The organism is Streptomyces sp. NPDC059247 (genome assembly GCF_042754005.1).
In the GTDB taxonomy this organism is placed as follows: domain Bacteria; phylum Actinomycetota; class Actinomycetes; order Streptomycetales; family Streptomycetaceae; genus Streptomyces.
On the sequence record NZ_JBHYZW010000013.1, the window covers coordinates 24,432 to 44,884 of the forward strand.

17 protein-coding genes and 1 pseudogene are annotated in these 20,453 nt (G+C 73.4%); 7 read left to right on the forward strand and 11 right to left on the reverse strand.

The window, feature by feature from the left end:
• The first annotated feature begins 357 nt into the window (after nt 1-357).
• Nucleotides 358-1,962: an alpha/beta fold hydrolase gene (locus ACFXGN_RS22460; protein ID WP_384861955.1), complete on the forward strand. Its 1,605-nt coding sequence runs from the start codon at nt 358-360 to the stop codon at nt 1,960-1,962.
• Nucleotides 1,963-2,026: 64 nt separating this feature from the next.
• On the opposite strand, the gene ACFXGN_RS22465 is transcribed toward ACFXGN_RS22460, so the two are convergent.
• A complete protein-coding gene (locus ACFXGN_RS22465; RefSeq protein ID WP_384861957.1) occupies nt 2,027-3,703 on the reverse strand; it encodes an acyl-CoA dehydrogenase family protein in 1,677 nt (558 codons plus the stop codon).
• 266 nt (nt 3,704-3,969) lie between these two features.
• Nucleotides 3,970-4,506, reverse strand: a pseudogene (locus ACFXGN_RS22470) (TetR/AcrR family transcriptional regulator); the annotation flags it as partial.
• A gap of 163 nt (nt 4,507-4,669) precedes the next feature.
• Between ACFXGN_RS22470 and ACFXGN_RS22475 the strand changes: the two are divergent.
• Nucleotides 4,670-6,826 carry an NAD-binding lipoprotein gene (locus tag ACFXGN_RS22475; protein ID WP_384861960.1) on the forward strand — a complete coding sequence of 719 codons (2,157 nt, stop codon included), beginning with the start codon at nt 4,670-4,672 and terminating at the stop codon, nt 6,824-6,826.
• Nucleotides 6,827-6,907: 81 nt separating this feature from the next.
• Here the strand turns inward: ACFXGN_RS22475 and ACFXGN_RS22480 are convergent, their stop codons facing one another.
• From ACFXGN_RS22480 to ACFXGN_RS22515, 8 genes are all read right to left on the reverse strand, one after another.
• Entirely contained in the window at nt 6,908-8,152 is a 1,245-nt protein-coding gene (locus ACFXGN_RS22480; protein WP_384861963.1) for a cytochrome P450, read from the reverse strand.
• On the reverse strand, nt 8,149-9,378 hold the full coding sequence (locus ACFXGN_RS22485; RefSeq protein ID WP_384861965.1) for a cytochrome P450: 1,230 nt from the start codon (nt 9,376-9,378) through the stop codon (nt 8,149-8,151). The genes ACFXGN_RS22480 and ACFXGN_RS22485 overlap by 4 nt, the downstream gene beginning before the upstream one ends.
• On the reverse strand, nt 9,375-10,004 hold the full coding sequence (locus ACFXGN_RS22490) for an ATP/GTP-binding protein (RefSeq protein ID WP_384861968.1): 630 nt from the start codon (nt 10,002-10,004) through the stop codon (nt 9,375-9,377). Before ACFXGN_RS22490 ends, ACFXGN_RS22485 begins: the two co-directional genes overlap by 4 nt.
• Entirely contained in the window at nt 9,985-10,338 is a 354-nt protein-coding gene (locus ACFXGN_RS22495) for a DUF742 domain-containing protein (protein WP_384861971.1), read from the reverse strand. The genes ACFXGN_RS22490 and ACFXGN_RS22495 overlap by 20 nt, the downstream gene beginning before the upstream one ends.
• Nucleotides 10,335-10,736: a roadblock/LC7 domain-containing protein gene (locus ACFXGN_RS22500; RefSeq protein WP_351790508.1), complete on the reverse strand. Its 402-nt coding sequence runs from the start codon at nt 10,734-10,736 to the stop codon at nt 10,335-10,337. Before ACFXGN_RS22500 ends, ACFXGN_RS22495 begins: the two co-directional genes overlap by 4 nt.
• Nucleotides 10,733-12,517, reverse strand: a complete 1,785-nt coding sequence (locus ACFXGN_RS22505) for an ATP-binding protein (RefSeq protein WP_384861973.1) — start codon at nt 12,515-12,517, stop codon at nt 10,733-10,735. The genes ACFXGN_RS22500 and ACFXGN_RS22505 overlap by 4 nt, the downstream gene beginning before the upstream one ends.
• Before the next feature lie 487 nt (nt 12,518-13,004).
• The gene (locus tag ACFXGN_RS22510; RefSeq protein ID WP_384861976.1) at nt 13,005-13,229 is read right to left on the reverse strand and encodes a ferredoxin; all 225 of its coding nucleotides are present in this window, start codon (nt 13,227-13,229) and stop codon (nt 13,005-13,007) included.
• Nucleotides 13,230-13,242: 13 nt separating this feature from the next.
• Nucleotides 13,243-14,433 carry a cytochrome P450 gene (locus ACFXGN_RS22515; RefSeq protein ID WP_384861979.1) on the reverse strand — a complete coding sequence of 397 codons (1,191 nt, stop codon included), beginning with the start codon at nt 14,431-14,433 and terminating at the stop codon, nt 13,243-13,245.
• A 572-nt stretch (nt 14,434-15,005) separates the two neighbouring features.
• Between ACFXGN_RS22515 and ACFXGN_RS22520 the strand changes: the two genes are divergently transcribed.
• The 5 genes from ACFXGN_RS22520 to ACFXGN_RS22540 are packed head-to-tail and all read left to right on the forward strand — an operon-like array spanning nt 15,006 to nt 19,337.
• Entirely contained in the window at nt 15,006-16,505 is a 1,500-nt protein-coding gene (locus tag ACFXGN_RS22520) for a sensor histidine kinase (protein WP_384861982.1), read from the forward strand.
• A 1-nt stretch (nt 16,506) separates the two neighbouring features.
• Complete coding sequence (locus tag ACFXGN_RS22525; protein WP_351790494.1) at nt 16,507-16,914, forward strand: roadblock/LC7 domain-containing protein; 408 nt, start codon at nt 16,507-16,509, stop codon at nt 16,912-16,914.
• Nucleotides 16,911-17,267, forward strand: coding sequence for a DUF742 domain-containing protein (locus ACFXGN_RS22530; RefSeq protein WP_384861986.1), 357 nt, complete (start codon nt 16,911-16,913; stop codon nt 17,265-17,267). Before ACFXGN_RS22525 ends, ACFXGN_RS22530 begins: the two co-directional genes overlap by 4 nt.
• Nucleotides 17,248-17,871: an ATP/GTP-binding protein gene (locus ACFXGN_RS22535; protein ID WP_384861989.1), complete on the forward strand. Its 624-nt coding sequence runs from the start codon at nt 17,248-17,250 to the stop codon at nt 17,869-17,871. Before ACFXGN_RS22530 ends, ACFXGN_RS22535 begins: the two co-directional genes overlap by 20 nt.
• Nucleotides 17,868-19,337: a cytochrome P450 gene (locus tag ACFXGN_RS22540; protein ID WP_384861992.1), complete on the forward strand. Its 1,470-nt coding sequence runs from the start codon at nt 17,868-17,870 to the stop codon at nt 19,335-19,337. Before ACFXGN_RS22535 ends, ACFXGN_RS22540 begins: the two co-directional genes overlap by 4 nt.
• A 57-nt stretch (nt 19,338-19,394) precedes the next feature.
• On the opposite strand, the gene ACFXGN_RS22545 is transcribed toward ACFXGN_RS22540, so the two are convergent.
• Nucleotides 19,395-20,423 carry a hypothetical protein gene (locus ACFXGN_RS22545; protein ID WP_384861995.1) on the reverse strand — a complete coding sequence of 343 codons (1,029 nt, stop codon included), beginning with the start codon at nt 20,421-20,423 and terminating at the stop codon, nt 19,395-19,397.
• Nucleotides 20,424-20,453 lie beyond the last annotated feature (30 nt).

A 20,453-nucleotide genomic window follows, 5' to 3' on the forward strand; every position in this document is an offset into this window, starting at 1 on the left:
CGCGTCCGGCGGGCGGCCGGCTCGTTCCGTCACGCTACGGGCTGCCCGAGGGCCGTCTGAAGGTTCCGGTGAAGTGACATGGATCATCGCGCCCGGCGTCCCCCGAACGGCGCCCGGGAGAACGGCGCGGGCGCGGGAGCGGGACCGCCCGGTGTCCGCCCTCCCCGGCGGACCGTCCGTCAACCCCGATGAGGATCGGGCCAGTTGGGTTCTCCGTCTCGGGGACCATTCCCCCGGACCTGGTCTACTCCTCTGGTCGGAGAGGAAGGAGGACCGCCGGGGGATTACCTCCCACCACCGGATACGAAAAAGTGTGCGGGACCGATCCATCCGTCCGTCGCAAGGATCTGACCCACTGTGCGAAGCAGACGAATAGCATCCGTCGTGGCCATCAGCGCCGTCGCCGCGCTCGTACCCGCGCTCACGCCCGCTGTCGCCTCCGCGAACGCCCCGGCCGCCACGATCTCTCCGAGGACCGCCGCCGCCGCGTCCCTGGCCGACTTCACGGGGCAGAAGCCGCGCTGGAAGCGCTGCAACCCCCAGGACCCCGCCGCCTACCAGTGCGCCACGATCAAGGTGCCGCTCGACTACACCCGGCCGAACGGCAGGACCCTCGACATCGCGATCTCCCGGGTCAAGGCGACCAGCGCCCGGGACCGGCGCGGCGTGCTGCTCCTGAACCCCGGCGGCCCCGGCGGCTCCGGGCTCGACATGCCCCTGTACATGGGCTCCGAGCTGCCCGACTCGGTCAAGAAGCAGTACGACCTCATCGGCTTCGACCCCCGGGGCGTCGCCCAGAGCTCCCCCGTGAGCTGCGGCCTCACCGCCGAGGAGGGGAACTGGCAGCGCCCGTACAAGGCCGAGAAGTTCGCCGCGGACGTCGCCTGGGCGCGGACCGTGGCGGAGAAGTGCCGGGCGAAGAGCGGCGCCGTCCTGCCCCACCTCACCACCCGCAACACCGCCCGCGACATGGACGTGATCCGCGCGGTGCTCGGCGAGAAGAAGATCTCGTACCTGGGGTACTCGTACGGCACCTACCTGGGCGCCGTCTACACGCAGCTGTTCCCGCGGCGGGCCGACCGGTTCGTGCTCGACAGCGCGGTCGACCCCGCGCGGATCTGGCGCGGCATGATCCAGGTGTGGGCCGAGGGCGCGGAGCCCGCGTTCACCCGCTGGACCGGCTGGACCGCCGAGCGCCACACCACGTACGGGCTCGGCGCCACCCCCGCCGCCGTCCGCCAGACCTTCTGGGACCTCGTCGCCCGCGCCGACCGCGAGCCGATCGACGTCGAGGGCACCCTGCTGAACGGCGACGACATCCGCTCCATGCGGGCCGCGTTCTTCAGCCCCGAGTGGGCCGCCGACCTGGTCATGCAGCTGAAGCGGGCGGCGGAGAAGGGCACCCCCGTGACGGCCCCGCTGCGCCCGGCGGCGGCTCCCGCGCGGGCCGCCTCGGCGTACGCGGTCACCGTGCCCGAGGACAACATGTACGCCTCGTTCTGGTCCGTGGTCTGCGCCGACACCCGCGCCTGGCCGCGCGACCCGGAGCAGTACCGCCGGGACGCGATCCGCGACAAGGCCAGGTACCCGCTGTACGGCGACTTCGTGTCCAACATCATGCCGTGCGCGTTCTGGCAGCAGGGCGCCGAGCCCGCCACCAAGGTCGACAACAAGGTCGGCGCGCTCATCCTGCAGAACGAGTGGGACTCCCAGACCCCGCTGGTCAGCGGGCAGGGCCTGCGCCGGGTCATGAAGGGCGCCCGGATGGCCACCGTCCTCGACGGCCAGGGACACGGCGTCTACGGCACCAAGTCCTGTGCCGACGCGTACGCCACGTCCTATCTGACGACCGGTCGGCTGCCCGCCTCGGACGTCACCTGCCGGACGGTGCCGCAGCCGGTCAGGAACGACCTGAGGGCGCCCGTCGCCCCGGTCCTGCCGATCCCGCAGGACCGCTTCTGAGCACCTTCCGGTGACCAGCCCTGACGCGGGGCCCTCCCTTCCGGGGGAGGGCCCCGCCTCCGTTTCAGCCCGTGGCCCCCGGCAGCCGGGCGATCACGCCCGCGAAGTCCGTGCCCGGGGACAGGGTGCCGAACGCCAGACCCCGGTCACCGGCCAGCCGGGAGGCGCAGAACGCGTCGGCCACCGCGTGCGGCGCGTGCCGCACCAGCAGCGCGCCCTGGAGGACGAGCGCCAGCCGCTCCACCACACGGCGGGCGCGCAGCTGGGCGTCCTCGGTGAGGACCAGTTCGCCGCGCAGCTCGCGCCAGGCCGCGTCCAGCCGGGCGTCACCGCCCGAGGCGGCCCCGACCTCCGCGCGGAAGGCCTCCAGGGACTCCGGCTCACGGGCCAGCGCCCGCAGCACGTCGAGGGCGTTGACATTGCCCGAACCCTCCCAGATGCCGTTCAGCGGGGCCTCGCGGTAGAGGCGGGGCATCCCGGAGGCCTCGTCGTAGCCGTTGCCGCCGAGACATTCGAGCGCCTCGGCGACGGCGGGAGGCTGACGCTTGCACACCCAGTACTTGCCGACGGCGGTGGCGAGCCGCAGGAAGGCCCGCTCGCCCTCGTCGCCCCGCTGGGCCCGGTCGGCGGCCCCGGCGAGCCGCAGGGCCAGCGTGGTCGCCGCCTCGGACTCGACGCCCAGGTCCGCGATGACATTGCGCATCAGCGGCTGGTCGACGAGCCGGGCGCCGAACACCTCGCGGTGCCGGATGTGGTGCGCGGCCTGCGCGAGCGCCGCGCGGGTGCCGGACGCGGAACCGAGGACGCAGTCGAGCCGGGTCATCGTCACCATGTCGATGATGGTCCGCACGCCCTGGCCCTCGGCCCCGACCGCCCAGGCCACGGTGTCGTCGAACTCCGGCTCGCCGCTGGCGTTGCTGCGGTTGCCCAGCTTGTCCTTCAGCCGCTGGACGCGGAAGGTGTTGCGGGAGCCGTCGGGCAGCACCCGGGGGACCAGGAAGCAGGACAGACCGCCCGGCGCCTGCGCCAGTACGAGGAAGAGGTCGTTCATCGGGGCGCTGGTGAACCACTTGTGGCCGCGCAGCCGCCACGTGCCGTCCGCCGCCTCCACCGCCGTGGTGCTGTTGGTACGGACATCGGTGCCGCCCTGCTTCTCCGTCATGCCCATCCCGGCGAGCAGCCCCCGCTTCCTCGCCGGGGCGCGCAGCCCGGGGTCGTACACCCGGCTGGTCAGCAGCGGCTCGTACAGCTTCGCGAGCGCGGGCGCGGCCCGCAGGGCGGGGACGGCGGCGTACGTCATCGACACCGGGCAGCCGTGGCCCGCCTCGGCGGTGCTCCACACCATGAACCCGGCGGCACGGGCCACATGGGCACCGGGCCGGGGGTCGGCCCAGGCGGCGCCGCCGAGGCCCTCGCCGATCGCCTCCCGCATCAGGGAGTGGTATGCGGGATGGAAGTCGATCTCGTCGACCCGGTTGCCGTACCGGTCGTGGGTGCGCAGCTCCGGCTCGTGCCGGTTGGCCTCCTCCGCCCACCGCTGGACCTCCTCGGAGCCCGTACGGCGGCCGATCCGGTGCAGGTCGTCCAGACACCAGCCGGCGCCCTCGCGGCGCACGCCCTCCAGGAGGACGGCGTCGTCGGCGACGTCGTGTCCGACGAGCGGCGGGACCTGGTTGGTGACGTCATGGGTGCGCGCGGTGGGCTCGCTGCGCGGCGGGGGTGTGCCGGTGGTCGCGGTCATGACGGGTCCTCCTGGTTCGACGGGCGCGGTGGGACGGGGCGGGCACCGGCGCAGCGCAGGGCGAGGGCGGTGAGTTCGGCGAGGAGCGTGTCGAGGGCCGCGCCGGTGGCGGCGCCGTGGCCGGAGGGGCCGCCGGTCGTGCGGCCGTGGGTGGTGGAGCGGCCGGGGGTCGGGCCGTCGGCGGTGGGGCGGTCGGTGGTGGGGCCGGGCGGGGTGACGGGCGCGCCGAGGCCGGGCGGGGCGAGGCCGGGCGGGGCGCCGGGCGCCTCGCCGACCGCGCCGAGCGGGTCCACGAGGACCTCGCCCACGGCGCCGGTCAGCGCGGCGGCCGTGATGTGCGGGTCCTGCGGGGGCAGCAGCCCGGCGGCCACGCCCTCGCGGACCACTTCGGCGAAGAGCGCGCGATAGCGGCGGCGGAACTCCAGCCGCTCGGCGCCGAGCGCCGGTTCGGCCGGTGCCGCGAGCAGGGCGTAGGCGAGACCGGGGCGTTCCAGGGCGCGCTGGGCGAACACCCGGACGCCGCGGGCCAGTCGCTCGACCGGATCGCCCTCGCCCCGCAGCACCTCGCCCAGCACCTCGGCCTCACGGCCGGAGGCGCGCCGGAACACCTCCACGGCGAGGGCCGCCTTGGAGGGGAAGTGCTGGTAGACGGAACCGGCGGCGATGCCCGCCGCCTCGGCGACCGCGGTCACCGAGGCGCCCGCCCAGCCCGCCCCGGCCACGACTTCGGTGGCCTGGGCGACCAGACGCTCACGGGCGGCCCGGAGCCGTTCGAGCTCGGCGGGTGTCTTGCGGTAGGCCACATCAAGGAGTGAACCACCGTTCAGTCCTTCGTGCCAGCCCCCGGACCACCCCGCTCGCACGCCTGACCGGGCCGTCCCCCGGTCCCTCGTCCGGTGATCCGAAGGGATGAATGTGCCCCGATGGCGCTTTCGCCGGACCGGGACGGGGCGCCACCCTGCTGACGTGCGCAGACAAGGCAACAAGGTCGTCCCCGCCCAGCGGAGCGCCGCACCGCCGACCGGGGGACGCCCGGACCGGGACCCGGCCGCGCCCCCGGAACGCCCCGCCCCGCGCGGCCACGTCGAAGCCCGGCTCCGCTACTGGTTCGACAGCACGCTCACCCGGGGGACCCCCGCGCTCGTCGGCTGGCTCGCCCTCGCCTGCCTCGCCCTCGTGGTCCCCGTCAGCGCCCTGCTCGTCTGGACCGACCACCGGACCCCCGCCACCTTCGGCAGCCGGGTCGCGGCGGTCTGGCGGAACACCGGACAGACCCTCCGGCTGGGCGGCGAGGTCGGCCCCCCGCTCCGCGTCGCCCTCACCGTGGTCCTCGCGCTCATCGCGCTCTTCTACGTCTCCACCCTGGTCAGCCTCATCACCACCGGGATCACCGAACGGCTCCTCGCGCTCGACCGGGGCCACGCCCGGGTCGTGGAGAGCGGCCACACCGTCGTCCTCGGCTGGTCCGAGCAGATCCCGACCGTCGTCCGCGAACTCGTCACCGCCCACGCCCACCGGCGCCGGGGCGTCATCGCGGTGCTCGCCGACCGCCCCAAGGCCGAGATGGAGGAGGAGTTCCGCGCCACCCTCGGCTTCACCGGCCGCACCCGGCTCCTCTGCCGCAACGGCCGTCCCACCGACCCCGTCGCACTGGACCGGGTCAGCCCGGCCACCGCCGAGTGCGTCCTCGTCCTGCCCCGGGACAGCCCCGGCGACGACGCCGAGGTCGTCAAGACCCTGCTCTCCCTCACGGCGACCGTCGGCGAGGACCACCCGGTGCGCGTCGTCGCCGCCGTACGGGGCGACCGGTACCTCGGCGCCGCTCGGCTCGCGGGCGGCGCCCGTACCGTCGTCCTGGACGCGGACGACATCTCCGCGCGGCTCCTCGCCCAGTGCGCCCGGCAGCCCGGACTCTCCCTCGTCTACGAGGAGTTGCTCGACTTCGCCGGACACGAGTTTCACACCGCGCGGGAACCGGGACCGCCCGGCCTGAGCTTCCGCGAGGCCGCCGCGCTCTCCCCGGTGTCGGCCGTCGTCGGCATCGCCCGCGCCGACGGCACGGTCGCCCTCAACCCGCCCGGCCGCACCCCGCTCCTGGACGGCGACGCGCTGATCGTCCTCGCCGAGGACGACGACACCACGTACTGGACACCCGCCCCCGCCCCGTACGACCCGACGGCGATCCTCACGCAGGACCCCGACCCGGCTCCGTACGACCCGGCGGCGATCGGTACCGGAGACGCCGAGTCCGCTCCGTACGACCCGGTGGCGATCCGTACCGGGGACTCCGTGCCCTCCCCGTACGACCCGGCGGCGGTGCGCGTCGGCGTGCCCGCCCCCGTCCCCGTGCCCGCCCCGGCGGGCCGTCGTCCCGAACGCTTCCTGCTGCTCGGGTGGAACCGCCGCGCCCACCGGATCGCCACCCGCCTCGCCCGGCACGCCCCGCCCGGCTCCCGTCTCGACGTGGTGGCCGAACCGTGCGCCGCCTCCGGGGTCGGGGACCTCGCCGGGACCGTAGGCCCGGGGCTCTCCGTCCACCACCGGCCCGGCGACCCGACCTCGGGGACCGTCACGGACGCCCTGGACCTCACCGGGTACGACGCCGTGATCGTCCTCGCCCCCGAACCCCGCCCCGGCCACGACGACCCGGACGACCGGACCCTCGTCACCCTGCTCCATCTGCGCGCGCGGGAGCGGACCGGGGAGCCCGGGGAGCGGAGGACGGGCGGCCTCCGGCACGTGCCGGTCGTCACGGAGATGGCCGACGACCGCAACCGGCGCATCGCCCCCCTCGCCCCCGGGGCCGACTACGTCGTCAGCGGCAGACTGATCGGGCTCCTGATGACACAGATCTCCCAGAACCCGCGACTGGCCCCGGTCTTCAGGGAACTGCTCGGCGAGGGCGACAACGCCCTCCACGTCCGTCCGGCGGACGCCTATGTCGTCACCGGCCGGGAGTTCTCCTTCGCGACCGTCGCCGAGGCGGTCGCCCGCCGGGGGGAGTGCGCCCTCGGCTACCGCACCCGCGGCCTCGCCCACGGCGTACGCGTCAATCCGCCGAAGTCCCTGGTCCGTCACTGGTACCCGGACGACCAGATCGTGGTCCTCGGACCGGAGGAGTGAGCGCCACCGGCCGGGAAGGGACCCGGCCGGTGACACCCACCCCGCCGCCGTATGACTCCGGGGGCGGCGCTCCCGGGACCGTCAGCCCAGCAGGACCGGCAGGTCGAACAGGTCGTTCTGGGTGACGACCGGCTTGTTCCGCAGCTCCTCGCGCGGCACGGCGAGCCGCAGACCGGGGAAACGCGCGTAGAGCGCGGGCAGCGCCACCGACGCCTCCAGACGGGACAGCGCCGCACCGGGGCAGACGTGCGGGCCGTGTCCGAAGGAGATGTGCCGGTTGGGCGTCCGGGTGACGTCGAAGTCGCCCGCCGTCGGGCCGTGCTGCCGCTCGTCCCGGCCGATCGCGCCGTGCGAGACGATGATCGCCTCGCCCTTCGGCAGCACCCGGTCGCCCACCTCGATGTCCTCGGCGGCGAACCGGATCAGCACGTGCGAGGTCGGCGTCGCCCAGCGCAGCGTCTCCTCGATGACGTCCTCCCACGGCACCTCGCCGGCGAGCACCCGCTCCCGCTGCTCGGGGTGGGTCTCCAGGGCGACGACCGCGTTCACGATCAGACCGATGGTCGTCTCGTGACCGGCCGCCACCATCAGCTGGAGGGTGTTGGTGATCTCCTCCGTGGTGAGCCGGTCGCCGTCCTCCGACGCCTCGATCAGCGCGCTCGTCAGATCGTCGCCCGGCCGCTCCTTCTTGTCCGCCACGATCCCGGCGAAGAGCGTGCCGAGGTCCGCCATCATCCCCGGCACCTCCTCCGGCGGCGTCTGCGTCGAGAAGAACTTCTCGAACAGCGCCTTCATCCGGGGGTGGTCGGCCGCGTCCACGCCCATCAGCTCGCCGACCACGTTCATCGGCAGCGGGTACGCGAACTCCGCCTTCAGGTCCACGACCTCGCCCGCCGGACGCTCCGCGAGCCGGTCCAGCATCCCGGTCGTCAGCGCCTCGATCCCGGCGCGCAGCCGCTCCACCCGGCGCGCGGTCAGCGCCTGCGCCACCAGGCTCCGCAGCCGCCGGTGCTCCTCGCCGTCCACCGTCAGCATGGACCGGCCCGGGTTGGCCAGGCCGATCAGCGGCCAGTCCAGCGGGATCTCACCGCGCTGCCAGGCACCCCAGACCTCGATGTCCTTGACGAGCCGGGAGTCCGTGAGCAGCTTGCGCGCCTCGGCGTGACGGGTGACGGCCCAGCAGGGCACCCCGCCCGGCAGCACCACACGGGCCAGCGGCCCGGCCGCGCGCAGCCGGGCGCCCTCGCCGTCCAGGTCGGTGACGAACGGGTCCAGGGTGATGACCTCGTCGCCGGGCGCGGCGGTGGGATCGTACGGGCAGCTCATCCGATGGCTCCAAGCGCGGGGGTCGGGGTGTACGTCACGGGGAGCGCGGTCAGACCGCGCAGCCAGGGGGAGGGGCGGCGGGACAGGGCGTCCGCCGGGACGGCGAGGTCCACGTCCGGCAGCCGGTCGAGCAGCACCTCGATCCCCGTCCGGGCGATGGTCTCGGCCACCTCCTGGGCGGGGAACGGGCAGCGGTGCTCGCCGTGTCCGAAGGACAGATAGGCGTTGTTGCCGCCGGTGAGCGCCCCGGCGTCGGCGCGCACGTGCGGGTCGGAGTTGGCGGCGGCCAGGCCCAGGAGCAGCAGGTCGCCGCGGCCGATCCGGCGCCCGCCGAGGTGGGTGTCGCGGGAGGCCCAGCGGCCCGCCACGTTCTGGGTGGGGGTGTCCTCCCACAGGACCTCGTTCATCGCCTCGCCGACGCTGTGCCGGCCGCCGGAGAGCGAGGCGGCGAACCGGTCGTCGGTGAGCATCAGGCGCAGCGAGTTGCCGATCCAGTCGGCGGTGGGCTGGTGCCCGGCGGCCATCATCACCATGAGGTCCTGGGCGACCTCCTCGGTGTCGAACCCGGCGGTGTTGCCGATCATCCGGGAGGCCACGTCGTCGCTCGGCTCCGCCGCCTTGGCGGCGAGCAGCGCGAACATCGACTCGCCCAGGTGGCGCTGGCCCTCCAGGGCCCCCTCCTGGCCGTTGATCATGTCGTTGAGGGCGGTGACGAGTCCGGGACCCTGCTCGTCGGAGAAGCCGTAGACGCTGGCGAGGACCCGGACCGGGAGGAGCGTCGCGTACTCGGCGACGATGTCGCACGAGCCCTTCCCGCAGAGCCCGTCGATCAGTTCGTCGGCGAACCGTTCGGCGCGCTCGCGCAGGACGAACGGGTCGATCGCCTCCAGCGCGCCGGAGATGACGGCGGCCCGCTCGCGGTGCCGTTCGCCCACGGTGTAGAGGATGGACCGCTGCTTGCGGCCGATCATGGGGAGCAGCGGCCAGTCCGCAGGGATGGCGTCCCACTGGTTCCACAGGTCGGAGTCGCGGGAGAAGAGCACCGGGTCGCTGGTGACCTGGTGCAGTTCGCGGTAGCCGAGGACCAGCCAGGCGGGCACGTCGCCGTCCAGGACGACCGGGGCGACCGCTCCGTGGTCACGCCGGATCTGCCGGTACAGCTCGGCGGGGTCGGTCTGGAACCGGGGTCCGCCCAGGGGGACGGGCGGGGGCTCGGGATGGGTCACGGGGCGGGCTCCGGTATCGGCGGGGACGTCGGCCGGGGGGTCGAGGCGACGACGGTGCGCAGGTGCTCGACGAGCGCGATGAGGACCTGCTTGCTGGACTCGCGGGAGCGGGCGTCGCAGAAGACCAGCGGGACCTCGTCGGCGAGGTCGAGGGCCTCGCGGATCTGGTCGGGGGAGTGGGTGCTCCCGCCGAAGTCGTTGCAGGCGACGACGAACGGTGTCCCGTGGTGTTCCAGGCGGTCGATCGCGTACCAGGAGTCCGCGAGGCGACGGGTGTCGACGAGGACGACCGCGCCGAGGGTGCCGGAGAACAGCCGGTCCCACAGGAACCAGAACCGCTCCTGTCCCGGCGCGCCGAACAGATAGAGGATGTTGCGGACGTCCAGCGAGATCCGGCCGAAGTCGAAGGCGACGGTGGTGGCCGTCTTCGCGGCCACGCCGACGGTGTCGTCGACGGCCTCGCCCGCCTGGGTCATGGTCTCCTCGGTGTTCAGCGGACGGATCTCGCTGACCGAGCGGACCAGGGTGGTCTTGCCGACGCCGAATCCACCGACGACGACGATCTTCAGTCCGTTGTCGGCGGTGCTGTGCAGGGTCTGGCGCTGTTCAGAGGTTACGGAGTCCAACGAGCACCTGCTCCAGGATGTCGTGATCGGGAAGGCGGTACGACGAGCGGGGGTGCCGCACGTGGATACGGCCGGTGTCGTGCAGGTCTGCCAGGAGGATCCGGGTGATCGACACGGGCAGTCCGAGCTCGGCGGCCACTTCCACCACGGCGGTGGGGAAGCGGCACATGCGGAGTATCGCGGCGTGCTCGGACTGCATACCGGGCGCCGGATCGCTCTCGGAGACCACCAGGGTCACCAGGTCGAAGGAGTCCGAACCGGTCCTGCTCCGGCCGCCGGTGAGGGTGTAGAGCCGGTCGGGGGAGTCGTCCCTGCCCGGCCTGCCGCGGCTCATCCCCGGGGCCTTGCCACCAGGTGCTCGCCGAGCTGTTCGACGAGTTCGGACATGTTGTGGCCGACGAGTCCGGCGTCGGCGTCCTCGTCGGCGACCAGCGCGAGATGGGCGCCCTCGCCCGCCTCGACGATGAACAGGATGCCGCCGTAGAACTCGGCCATCGCGGAGCGGACCCCGCCGGTGCCGTCGCCGAACTCCACGGAGGCACCGTGCGACAGGCTCTGGATGCCCGCCGCGATGGCGGCGAGCTGGTCCGCCTGGTCGACGGAGAGCTCGGCGGTACGGCAGAGCTTCAGGCCGTCTCGGGAGAGCACCAGGGCGTGACGGGTGCCCGGGGTGCGTTCCAGCAGGCCCTCCAGGAGCCAGCTGAGCTTCTCGTCGGTGGTGGTGCCGGTCATCGGGAGGTGCCTTCCGGGTGCGGGGAGTTCGGGGTGTCGTGCGCGGCCGGGGCTTCGTCGCCGTCGGCCGGGTGGGCGGCTCCGGCCGGGGAGACGCCGTCGGTCCCGGGGCCGTCACCGGGGGTGGGGGCGCCGGGGCTCTCCGGGCGGTCGCCGGTCTCCGCCGCGCCGTCACGCTCGCCCCCGGTGGGGGCGTCCGGCTGGGCGGCGGCGCGGACCGCCTGACGGAAGCTGCCGAAACGGGTGGCCGCCCCGGCCGCCGCGCCGGTGCGGGGCGCCGCGGCCTTGCGCGGCTTCGGGGCGGCGTCCGGCCCCTCGGGGTGGGCGGCGGCGAGGGCCCGGCCGCGGCGGCGCTGCGGCAGTCCGCTCTCGCCGAAGCGCGGGTGCTCGCCGGTGTTCTCGGCACCGGCGTCGGGCGTGCTGCCGGGCTCGGTGCGCGGCGCGGGTATCCGGACGACGGGCGCGGCCGGGTCCGGGGCGGTGCGGCTGCTCGGTGCCGGGGTCCCGGCGGTCTCCGGGGCGGTGCTCAGGGCGGTGCCCGGGGCCGGGCTTGCCTGGGTCTCCGGGGCGTCGGCCGGGTTCCCCGCGGCCTCCGGCGCGGTCCGCGTCTCGGCGGAGGCACGGCTGATCAGTTCCTGGGGGAGCATCAGGAGGGCGCCGGTGCCGCCGCGCGCGGAGGGGCGGAACGACACGGTCAGGCCGTGCTTGCGGGCCAGTCGGCCGACGACGGCGAGGCCGAGCCGGGTGCCGGAGAGACCGGCCAGGTCCTGGGTGACCGCTCCGACGGCCGACTCGGCACGGCGGAGCTGGACGTCGCTCATGACGAGGCCGCTGTCCTCGACGGCGATCATGACACCGGCCGGGACCTCCTCCACGTACACATGGACCTCGGCGGTGGGCGGCGAGAAGTTGGCCGCGTTGTCCATGAGTTCGGCCAGGGCGTGCATGACGCCCTCGGCGGCGTGTCCGGCGACGGCCGCGTCGCTGCTGGAGTGGAGACGGACGCGCTGGTAGCCGCCGATCCGGCCCATGGCACCGCGCAGGATCGACTCCATGACGATGGGACGGGCCCAGCGGCGGCCGGACCGGGCGCCGGTGAGGACGGCGACGGAGTCGGCGAGACGACCGGCCTGGGCGGTGCGGTGGTCGAGGTGGAGCAGGTCGGTGAGGACGTCCTCGTCCGCATGACGGTGCTCCATCTCGCGCAGGTCGGCGAGCATACTGGTGGCGAGGGCCTGCATACGCCCGGCGGCGTTGGCGGACGCGGCCATGGCGGCGGAGCGGCCGGACTCGGCGCGGCGCAGCCGGAGCCGGGCGCCTTCGGCGTCGGCGGCCCGTGCGCGGGCGAGCGCGGTGGTCTCGGCGGTGTGGGCCCGGACGAGTTCCTCCAGGCGGGCCGCCTGGGCGGCCGACGCGTCGGCGGTCTCGGACCGGTGGCGCTGTTCGAGCCGCGCGGTCTCCGCCTCGAACCGTTCCTTGAGTGCGGTGGTCTCGCGTTCGGCGGACGCCTTGGACTGGGCCGCGTACGTCTCCCAGGAGGAGAGTTCGGCGGCGAGCCCGGCGGCGCGGCGGCCGTGCGCGCGTGAGGTCCGCGCGTACCAGGTGACGGCGAACGCCGCCGCCGACAGCAGCAGGACGCCGCAGGCGGCGATCCAGGCGAGGGCGGTGCGGACACCCGGCGGCGCGGCGGTGACCGCGGCGGCGGCGATGGCACCGCCCGCGGCGGTCGTCAGCGACGAGGTGATCAGGGCGGGGCGAAGGGGGGTGGGTGACGCCGACATCAACCAGACTCTCGGGGGAGCGGGCACACGGGGAAGGGAGTCGCAATGTCGGCACTATAGATGCGTTGTTGATCAATACGGAACTCGATCGACCGGATCGACGCCCTTTGCTTGGCCTATGTTTCCCCTATGCGTCCAAGAAGGTCCGCACTTGTTCATTCCATGCTGAAGTTCCTGCTCAGGGAGGGTTCCTGAGCCCTCGTCCGGCCCGTTGGTACGGACCATCGGAAGGCTCCGGCCGGTTCGGGGCCCGGTCCCGCCCACGTACGAGACGGCCCGCCCCGTGTGCGGCGCGGCCCCGCCCCGTGTGTGACACGGCCCCGCCCGGCCCACGGGCGCGGTTCCGCCCGGCGCACGGCGTTCCTCCCGCCCGCGCACGCGGGGGTGCGCGGGGCGGGACCCGGAGAACGGCCGGGATCAGACTCCGGGGAACGGCCGGGATCGGGCGGGGAGAACGGCCGGGATCGGGTACGGAGAACGGCCGGGATCAGGCCCCGGGGGCCTCGGCCTCCTCCTCATCCAGCGTGATCGCCTGCACCGGACAGGCGCGGACCGCCTCGTCGAGCAGGGCGTCGTCGGGGTCCGGCCCGCCGCCCTCCCGTTCCGGCAGGACCGTGCCGAACCCCTCGTCGTCCTGGGTGAAGAACTGGGGCGACGTCAGGGCGCACTGCCCGGCGCCGATGCAGAGACCGCCGTCGATCGAGACGCGCATCGGGGAGCTCCTCTCACCAGGTGACGGGGAGCGCGAGCATCCCCTGGATCGTGTCCCCCGGTTTGAAGGGGATCTCCTCGGCGGGCGCGTCGAGCCGCAGCCCCGGCAGCCGCCGCAGCAGCGTCCCCAGCGCGATCTCCAGCTCCGCCCGCGCCAGGTTCTGCCCCAGGCACTGGTGGATGCCGAAGCCGAACGCCACGTGATGGCGGGCCGAGCGCCCCCAGTCGAGGGCGTCGGGATCGGCGTAGGCGGCGGCGTCCCGGTTGATGACCGAGGTCGAGAACACCACGCCCTCGCCCGCGCGGACGACCGTTCCCCCGACCTCCACGTCCTCGCGGGCCACCCGCAGCAGCCCGTCGGCGATCGACAGGAACCGCAGCAACTCCTCGACGGCGGTGGGCAGGAGCGAGGGATCGGCCCGGAGCTCGGCCATCCGTCCGGGATGCCGCAGCAGGGTGTACGTGCCCAGCGAGATCATGTTCGCCGTGGTCTCGTGCCCGGCCACCAGCAGGATCGAGGCGAGCTGCACCAGTTCGTCGCGGTCGGGCCCGCCGTCCGCGCCGCCCAGCGAGACGAGGTCGTCGAGGACGCCGTCGCCGGGCTTCGCCCGCTTCTGGTCGATCAGATCGCCCAGGTACTCCTCCAGCCGGGCGAGGGCGTCGGTGGTGTCCTCGCCGGTGGGCCCGCGCAGCAGCCGCCGGGACTGCTCCTCGAAGAACTCGTGGTCCTCGTACGGGACGCCGAGCAGCTCGCAGATGACGATCGACGGCACCGGCAGCGCGAAGGCGCTCACCAGCTCGGCGGGCGGACCCTGCGCCTCGACGGCGTCGAGCAGCCGGTCCACGGTCTGCTGGATGCGGGGCCGCATGTTCTCGGCGCGCCGCAGCGAGAAGCTCGGGATCAGCATCCGGCGCTGGGTGTTGTGCTCGGGGTCGTCCCAGCCGAGCAGGGCCGCGCGACGGCGGCGGCGCACCGTCTCGGCGCGCTCGGTCGGCAGCGGGAAGCCGGGCCGGGTGGAGTCGCTGGAGAGCCGGGGGTCCGCCAGGAGGGCGCGGGCGGCGCTGTGACCGGTGACCAGCCACACGGAGCGGCCGTCCCAGAGCGTCACCCGGGACAGCGGGCTCTCCTCGTCGGCGCGGGGGTAGGCGGTCGGGGGGTGGTAGGGGCAGGTGCGGTTCTGCGGGAACGCGACGGCTTTCGTCATGGGAGGCCTCGCTCGGTGCGCATCGGTGACTCTGACGTGGTGCCGTCTCCACTACATGCCTCAGGCATCTAATTGGTCTACGGCAAGTTCGGCCAATCCGCCGCACGCCCGACAGTGAGCGAAGGCGTGGCACGGACGGCGATTCTCCGCCATTGATTGGCCGGATGGCGGTATGGACGGCCCGGACGCCACCCCGCGCGTCCGGAACCCCGCGCTCCGGAGTGCGGATCCGCACGCCCCCGGAGAAACGGCCGTGCGTTCGGGCGATCGGGGCCCCGGTCTCTCTCTGTCGCTATGTGATCGGTTCATTGCATTTTCGGAGCGGCAGTTGGTCACTTTCGAGACCTCAAATGACCGGTGCGGGGAGCCATTCCCGCTCGGTCACATGGTGAACCCGAACTGACTATGCTCCCCAATGTGTTGCGAAGCGATCACAGCGAGTCATGACCGCTGTGGTGCTCGCGGACGGAACGCGCCCGCGCAAGGACGCCCGCACGGCGTGATACCGACGGGCCCGCCCTCGCACCACGTCACCCCAGTCCGCTCATTCCAGTCTGCTGAGGGACCCCTCGATGGTTCGTGCAGGATCGACTTCCAGAGCCCGGCCGCCCGCGCCCGGCCGGGCTTGGCTCCTCCCCCCGGGAGTCCTGGCCGGCGCCCTGGCCACGGCGCTGCTCCTCGCCCCGGCGGACATACGGGCACCACTGGCCTGGTACGGCTCCGGTGCCCTCGTGCTGGTGCTCCTCACCTCCCTGGAGACCGCCCGCAGACTCCGCGCGGCCGACGCCGTCCGCACCGCGCGGGCCGAGGCGGAGGCCCGGGAGCGCTTCGCCCAGCGCGAGGCGGCGCTGCTCGACCGGCTGGCCGATCAGCGGACCAGCACCGTCTGGCTCGCCGAGAAACTGCTCCCGGCGGCCGTCGCCCGGCTCCGCAAGGGCGACCAGGCCTCCGACATCCTGCACTCCGTCTCCTTCGGGGCCCACATCGACCCGGAGTTCGCCGACGCCCTCAAGAGCGCGCTGGGGACCCTCCTGGAAGCGGTGGAGACCGAGGAGAACACCCGGGACGCCTCCCAGCGGGCCCTCGTCGCCGTCGCCCGAAGGGTGCAGGCGATCGTCCACCAGCTCGCCAAGGACCTGCACACCATGCAGATCGTCCACGGCACCGACCTGGTGGTCTCCCGGGGCCTCCAGGACATCGACCACCGCAACGCCCTGATCGGACGCCTCGCGGCCAGCATCGCCGTCCTCGGCGACGCCCGCCCCGGACGCCAGTGGTCCAAGGCGATCCCGCTCTACGACGTCCTGCGCGGCGCGATGTCCCGGATCGTCGACTACCCGCGCGTGAAGCTGACCTCGGTGACCGAGGTGGCCGTGGTCGGCCCCGGCGCCGAGCCGCTGATCCACCTCCTCGCCGAACTCCTCGACAACGCCACGACGTTCTCGCCGCCGCACACCCCCGTCGAGGTGACCGCCAGCGAGGTGCCCTCCGGCATCGCGATCGAGATCGAGGACCGGGGCGTCGGACTCACCGAGGAGGTCCGGGAGCGCATCGAGCGCATCATGCGCCAGTCCATGTCCGGCATCCAGCTCGCCAGCCTCGGCGAGGTCACCCAGCTCGGCCTGCCCGTGGTCAGCCGACTGGCCCACGAACACGGCTGCGACGTCGATCTGCGCACCTCCGCCTACGGGGGCGTACGAGCCGTGGTGCTCGTACCCCGGCGTCTGATCACGACGGTCCCGCAGTCCGTCCTCAGGTTCCCCGAACCGCCCCGCAAACGCCCCGTCGGGGGAGGTCCGGTGCAGCCCAGAGCCGTACCGCCGGTCACGGCGTCGAACGACACCGGAGAGATCAGGAAGACCCCCAACGGGCTCCCGCAGCGCCGCCGCGAGTCGCCCGTCCCCACCCCGGTCGTCGTGGCGACCACGACACCGCCCACCCCGCTCCCGTCCAGGGGTTCCTCCGGCCCCGCGCGCCAGCCGGGTCTCATGTGGGAGGCGTTCAACGGGGACAAGCGCAACGCCCCCCAGCCCACCACTCCCCACCACGAGCCGTCAGATGAGGTTGAGTAACATGCAGCCACTGCCCAACATGGACTGGATGCTCAAGGAGCTCGTGGGCGGCGTCCCGTACGTGCGCCACGTGGTCGTCCTGTCGTCCGACGGGCTGTGCATCGGTCAGGCCAACACCGAGCCCGACGCGGCCGACGCGATCGCCGCCGCCTGCTCCGGCATCCAGAGCCTGGCACGCGCCATCGCGCAGATGTTCCCGCACGGGGACGGCTCGACGCACATGGTCGGCATCGAGGCCGACGGCGGTTACTTCTCCCTGATGGCCGCCGGTCCCGGCGCCTACCTCGCGGTGCTCGCCGACGAGGAGGTGGACGCCGGGCTCCTGGGCGCCCGGATGCGGACGCTCGTGGTGCGGATCGGTCAGCACATGACCAGTCCGCCCCGCGATGACGTCGGGCAGGCGATGTGACATCAGAGAACCCCCACCCCTGGGAAGAGGGCACCCCCGTCCCCCTCTATGTCATCACCGGTGATCCGGGCTCCACGGCCGGGACCTTCAACCTGGTCACGCTCATCGTCACCCGGGCCACCCCCGACCCGGCGATGCAGCCCGAACAGGCGTCCATCCTCTCGCTGTGCACGTACCCGCTGTCGGTGGCCGAGCTCTCGGCGTACCTCAGTCTCCCCTTCAGCGTCGTCACCGTGCTCCTGTCCCAGCTCGTCGACGACGGGAAGGTCGAGGCCATCGCGCCCGTCCCCGTCGCGGCGTACCCCGAACGCGGCCTACTCGAGGCGGTGATCCATGGACTACGTAAGCTCTGACGCCCCCGGCGTCGGACCCCGCGGCACCGACATGCTGCTGCCCCACGGTGCCAGAGGTGTCAAGGTCGTCGTCGTCGGAGGCTTCGGCGTCGGCAAGACCACGATGGTCGGCACGGTGAGCGAGATCCCGCCGCTCACCACCGAGGAGACCATGACGCAGGCGGGCGTCGGGATCGACCACAACCCCGGCGCCCAGGGCAAGAGCACCACCACCGTCGCCATGGACTTCGGGCGGATCAGCATCGACCAGGAGCTGATCCTCTATCTGTTCGGCACCCCCGGACAGGAGCGCTTCTGGTTCCTGTGGAACGGCATCTTCGAGGGCGCGCTCGGCGCCGTGGTGCTCGTGGACACCCGGCGGATCGAGGTCTGCTTCGAGGTCGTCACCCGGCTGGAGGACCGCCGGGTCCCGTTCGTCGTGGCCGTCAACACCTTCCCGGAAGCCCCGCAGTACCCCCTAGAAGAACTGCGCACTGCCCTGGCCCTCAGCGATTCCGTGCCCATCGTCACCTGTGACGCACGGGACCGGGCGTCCTGCCGGGACGCCCTGCTCTCGCTGATGGTCTACCTGTGCACCCTCGCAGCCGCCCAGGAGACCGCATGACCCTCCCGCCCGCCGACCACGCCACCGGGCTGCCCGGACAGGCGACCGCCCCGCCCGGACCGACCCCGCCGCCCGGCTGCCCCGCGCACGCCGTCGGCGCGGGACCCGGCGGAGCGACCCGGCTCTACGGCCCCGCCGCCGCGACCGACCCGATGGGCCTGTACGAGGAACTCCGGTCCACCCACGGCCCGGTGGCGCCCGTCCTGCTCGACGGCGACGTCCGCGCCTGGCTCGTCCTCGGCTACCTGGAGAACCGGGACGTGGCCAGCCGCCCCACCCAGTTCTCCCGCGACCCGCGCGTCTGGCACGGCTGGACCAGCGGGGAGATCGACCCCGCCACTTCACCGCTCATGCCGATGATCGGCTGGCGGCCCGACTGCGTCTGCGCGGACGGGGAGGAGCACCAGCGGCTGCGCGGCGCGGTCACCAACAGTCTCAACCAGTTCGACCACCGGGGGCTGCGCCGCCACATCACCCGCTTCGCCCACGAGCTGATCGACACCTTCTGCGAGGACGGCGACGTCGAACTCGTCGAGCGGTTCGCCGAGCACCTGCCCATGCTCACCCTCACCCACCTCCTCGGCATGTCGGAGGATTCCGCCCCCGGGCTGGTGCACGCGGCCCGTGACCTCTTCAAGGCCACCGAGACCTCGCTCGCCAGCAACGACTACGTCCTGGAGAGCCTCGCCGGACTCGTCGCCGAGAAGCGCTCCCGGCCGGGGCACGACATCGCCTCCGCGCTGATGGCCCACCCCGCCGGGCTCACCGACGAGGAGGTCCAGCACCACCTGCGGCTCATCCTGCTCGCCGGGTACGAGACCACCGCCAACCTGATGTCCAACGTGCTGCGCATGGTGGTCACCGACCCCCGGTTCAGGGGCTCGCTCGCGGGCGGCCAGATGACCCTGCCGGAAGCGGTGGAGCAGGTCCTGTGGGACGAGCCGCCGCTGATGGTCTGCCCGGGGCGCTGGGCCAACGGCGACACCTCGGTCGGCGGGCAGCAGATCAAGGCGGGGGACATGCTCCTGCTCGGTCTGGCCGCGGGCAACGTCGACAAGACGATCCGCCCCGACCCCTCCACCCCGGTGCACCACAACCGCGCGCACCTCTCCTTCAGCGCGGGCACCCACGAGTGCCCGGGGCAGGACGTCGGCCGCATCATCGCCGACACCGGCATCGACATCCTGCTCACCCGGCTCCCGGACATCGCGCTGTCCGTGCCCGAGCAGACGCTGAGCTGGCGTTCCTCCACCTGGGCCCGGCACCTCACGGCGCTGCCCGTGGACTTCGTCCCCCGCGCCCCGCAGTCCTTCGACCAGCCCGCGCCGCTTCCGCCCCCGCCGCCGAGGGCCAGCACGGAGCCGTCGCCGCGACCCTGGCCGGAGACGGTGACCGAGCCGTCCCGGGCGTCCGCGTCCCGCGCCACCTGGCGGGCGCGCCTGCGGAGGCTGCTGGGGAAGCGGTAGCCGAGCCGCGCCCCCGGTGACGAAGGACCGGCCCCTCCCGGGGCCGGTCCTTCGTCGTCACTCGGGGAACGGGACGTCGGAGGGGGCGTACCGGGGGGCGCCGGTGTACCAGGCGTGGATCCCGGAGAGGAATCCGCAGGCCCCCCGGAGCCAGGTGTCGAGTTCGGCGCGCTCGGCGGGGTCGAGCCCCGCAGCCTCCACGATGAGGGGGAGGTCGGCGAGACGGAGGTGCTCGAAGTCCCGCAGCCGGCTGTTGACCAGGTTCAGCGCGGCTATCACGGCGTCGTGCAGCGAGATGCCCAGGGAACTGCCGAGCACCACCACGAGGTTGTTGACATCGTTCTCCTCGTGGACCTCGCGCTCGTAGGAGGCGATGTCGTTGGCCAGCCCCATGAAGTCCATGAAGGCGTCGAGGAGGGCGCGCACGGTCCGGGTGCGGCGGATCTGTTCGGGTATTCGCGCGCCGGTGGCCAGCTCCACGGAGTACGGGGCGGTGTGCGCGGCGAAGCTGTCCCGCCGGAACGGCGCGTACTCGATCAGATGGGGGACCCGTCCGTCGAGGCTGTTGGACAGTTCCTCGACGCCCGCGTCGACGTACCGCACCAGGGCCCGGTTGAACTCGGCCCGCCAGTGGGCGAGCCGGGGCGGGAAGAGATGCCGCTGGAGGTCGGCGATGCCCCGCTCGACGGGGTTCGCCGGTTCCGGGAACCGGTCGGGCTCCGGGCCCAGGAAGCGGTGCAGCCGAGTGGTGAACGCCCGTGCGCCGGGCAGGTCGCCGGTCTGCTTGAAGGCGGTGGCGAAGTAGTCGTCCCAGGCCAACGCCCATATGTTGAAACGGTGGTTGAGCCGCAGGGCGGCCGGTGGGGCGTCGGGCAGGGTCCACGCGGTCAGCTGGTCGACGGTCATGGCGTGGAACTGGGACCGGGTCCAGACCGGGCCGTCCGCCGTGGGTCCTCTCTCGCCGCCCAACATGCCCATGTCGCGCGCCCATGTCTCGCTCTCCTGACGGAGGGCGGACAGGAAGGGGTTCACCCGCAGGGGGTGGGGCATCCACAGTTCGGGGAGCTCGACGGCGTGTACGGTCATGGGGACCGATCCCCTCCTCTTCGGCCCGCC

Coding starts and splice junctions, on each gene's coding strand:
- ACFXGN_RS22465 (WP_384861957.1), bottom strand. CDS start 3,703: ATGACCGCGACCACCGGCACACCCCCGCCGCGCAGCGAGCCCACCGCG.
- ACFXGN_RS22480 (WP_384861963.1), bottom strand. CDS start 8,152: ATGAGCTGCCCGTACGATCCCACCGCCGCGCCCGGCGACGAGGTCATC.
- ACFXGN_RS22495 (WP_384861971.1), bottom strand. CDS start 10,338: ATGAGCCGCGGCAGGCCGGGCAGGGACGACTCCCCCGACCGGCTCTAC.
- ACFXGN_RS22500 (WP_351790508.1), bottom strand. CDS start 10,736: ATGACCGGCACCACCACCGACGAGAAGCTCAGCTGGCTCCTGGAGGGC.
- ACFXGN_RS22505 (WP_384861973.1), bottom strand. CDS start 12,517: ATGTCGGCGTCACCCACCCCCCTTCGCCCCGCCCTGATCACCTCGTCG.
- ACFXGN_RS22510 (WP_384861976.1), bottom strand. CDS start 13,229: ATGCGCGTCTCGATCGACGGCGGTCTCTGCATCGGCGCCGGGCAGTGC.
- ACFXGN_RS22515 (WP_384861979.1), bottom strand. CDS start 14,433: ATGACGAAAGCCGTCGCGTTCCCGCAGAACCGCACCTGCCCCTACCAC.
- ACFXGN_RS22520 (WP_384861982.1), top strand. CDS start 15,006: ATGGTTCGTGCAGGATCGACTTCCAGAGCCCGGCCGCCCGCGCCCGGC.
- ACFXGN_RS22525 (WP_351790494.1), top strand. CDS start 16,507: ATGCAGCCACTGCCCAACATGGACTGGATGCTCAAGGAGCTCGTGGGC.
- ACFXGN_RS22535 (WP_384861989.1), top strand. CDS start 17,248: ATGGACTACGTAAGCTCTGACGCCCCCGGCGTCGGACCCCGCGGCACC.
- ACFXGN_RS22540 (WP_384861992.1), top strand. CDS start 17,868: ATGACCCTCCCGCCCGCCGACCACGCCACCGGGCTGCCCGGACAGGCG.
- ACFXGN_RS22545 (WP_384861995.1), bottom strand. CDS start 20,423: ATGACCGTACACGCCGTCGAGCTCCCCGAACTGTGGATGCCCCACCCC.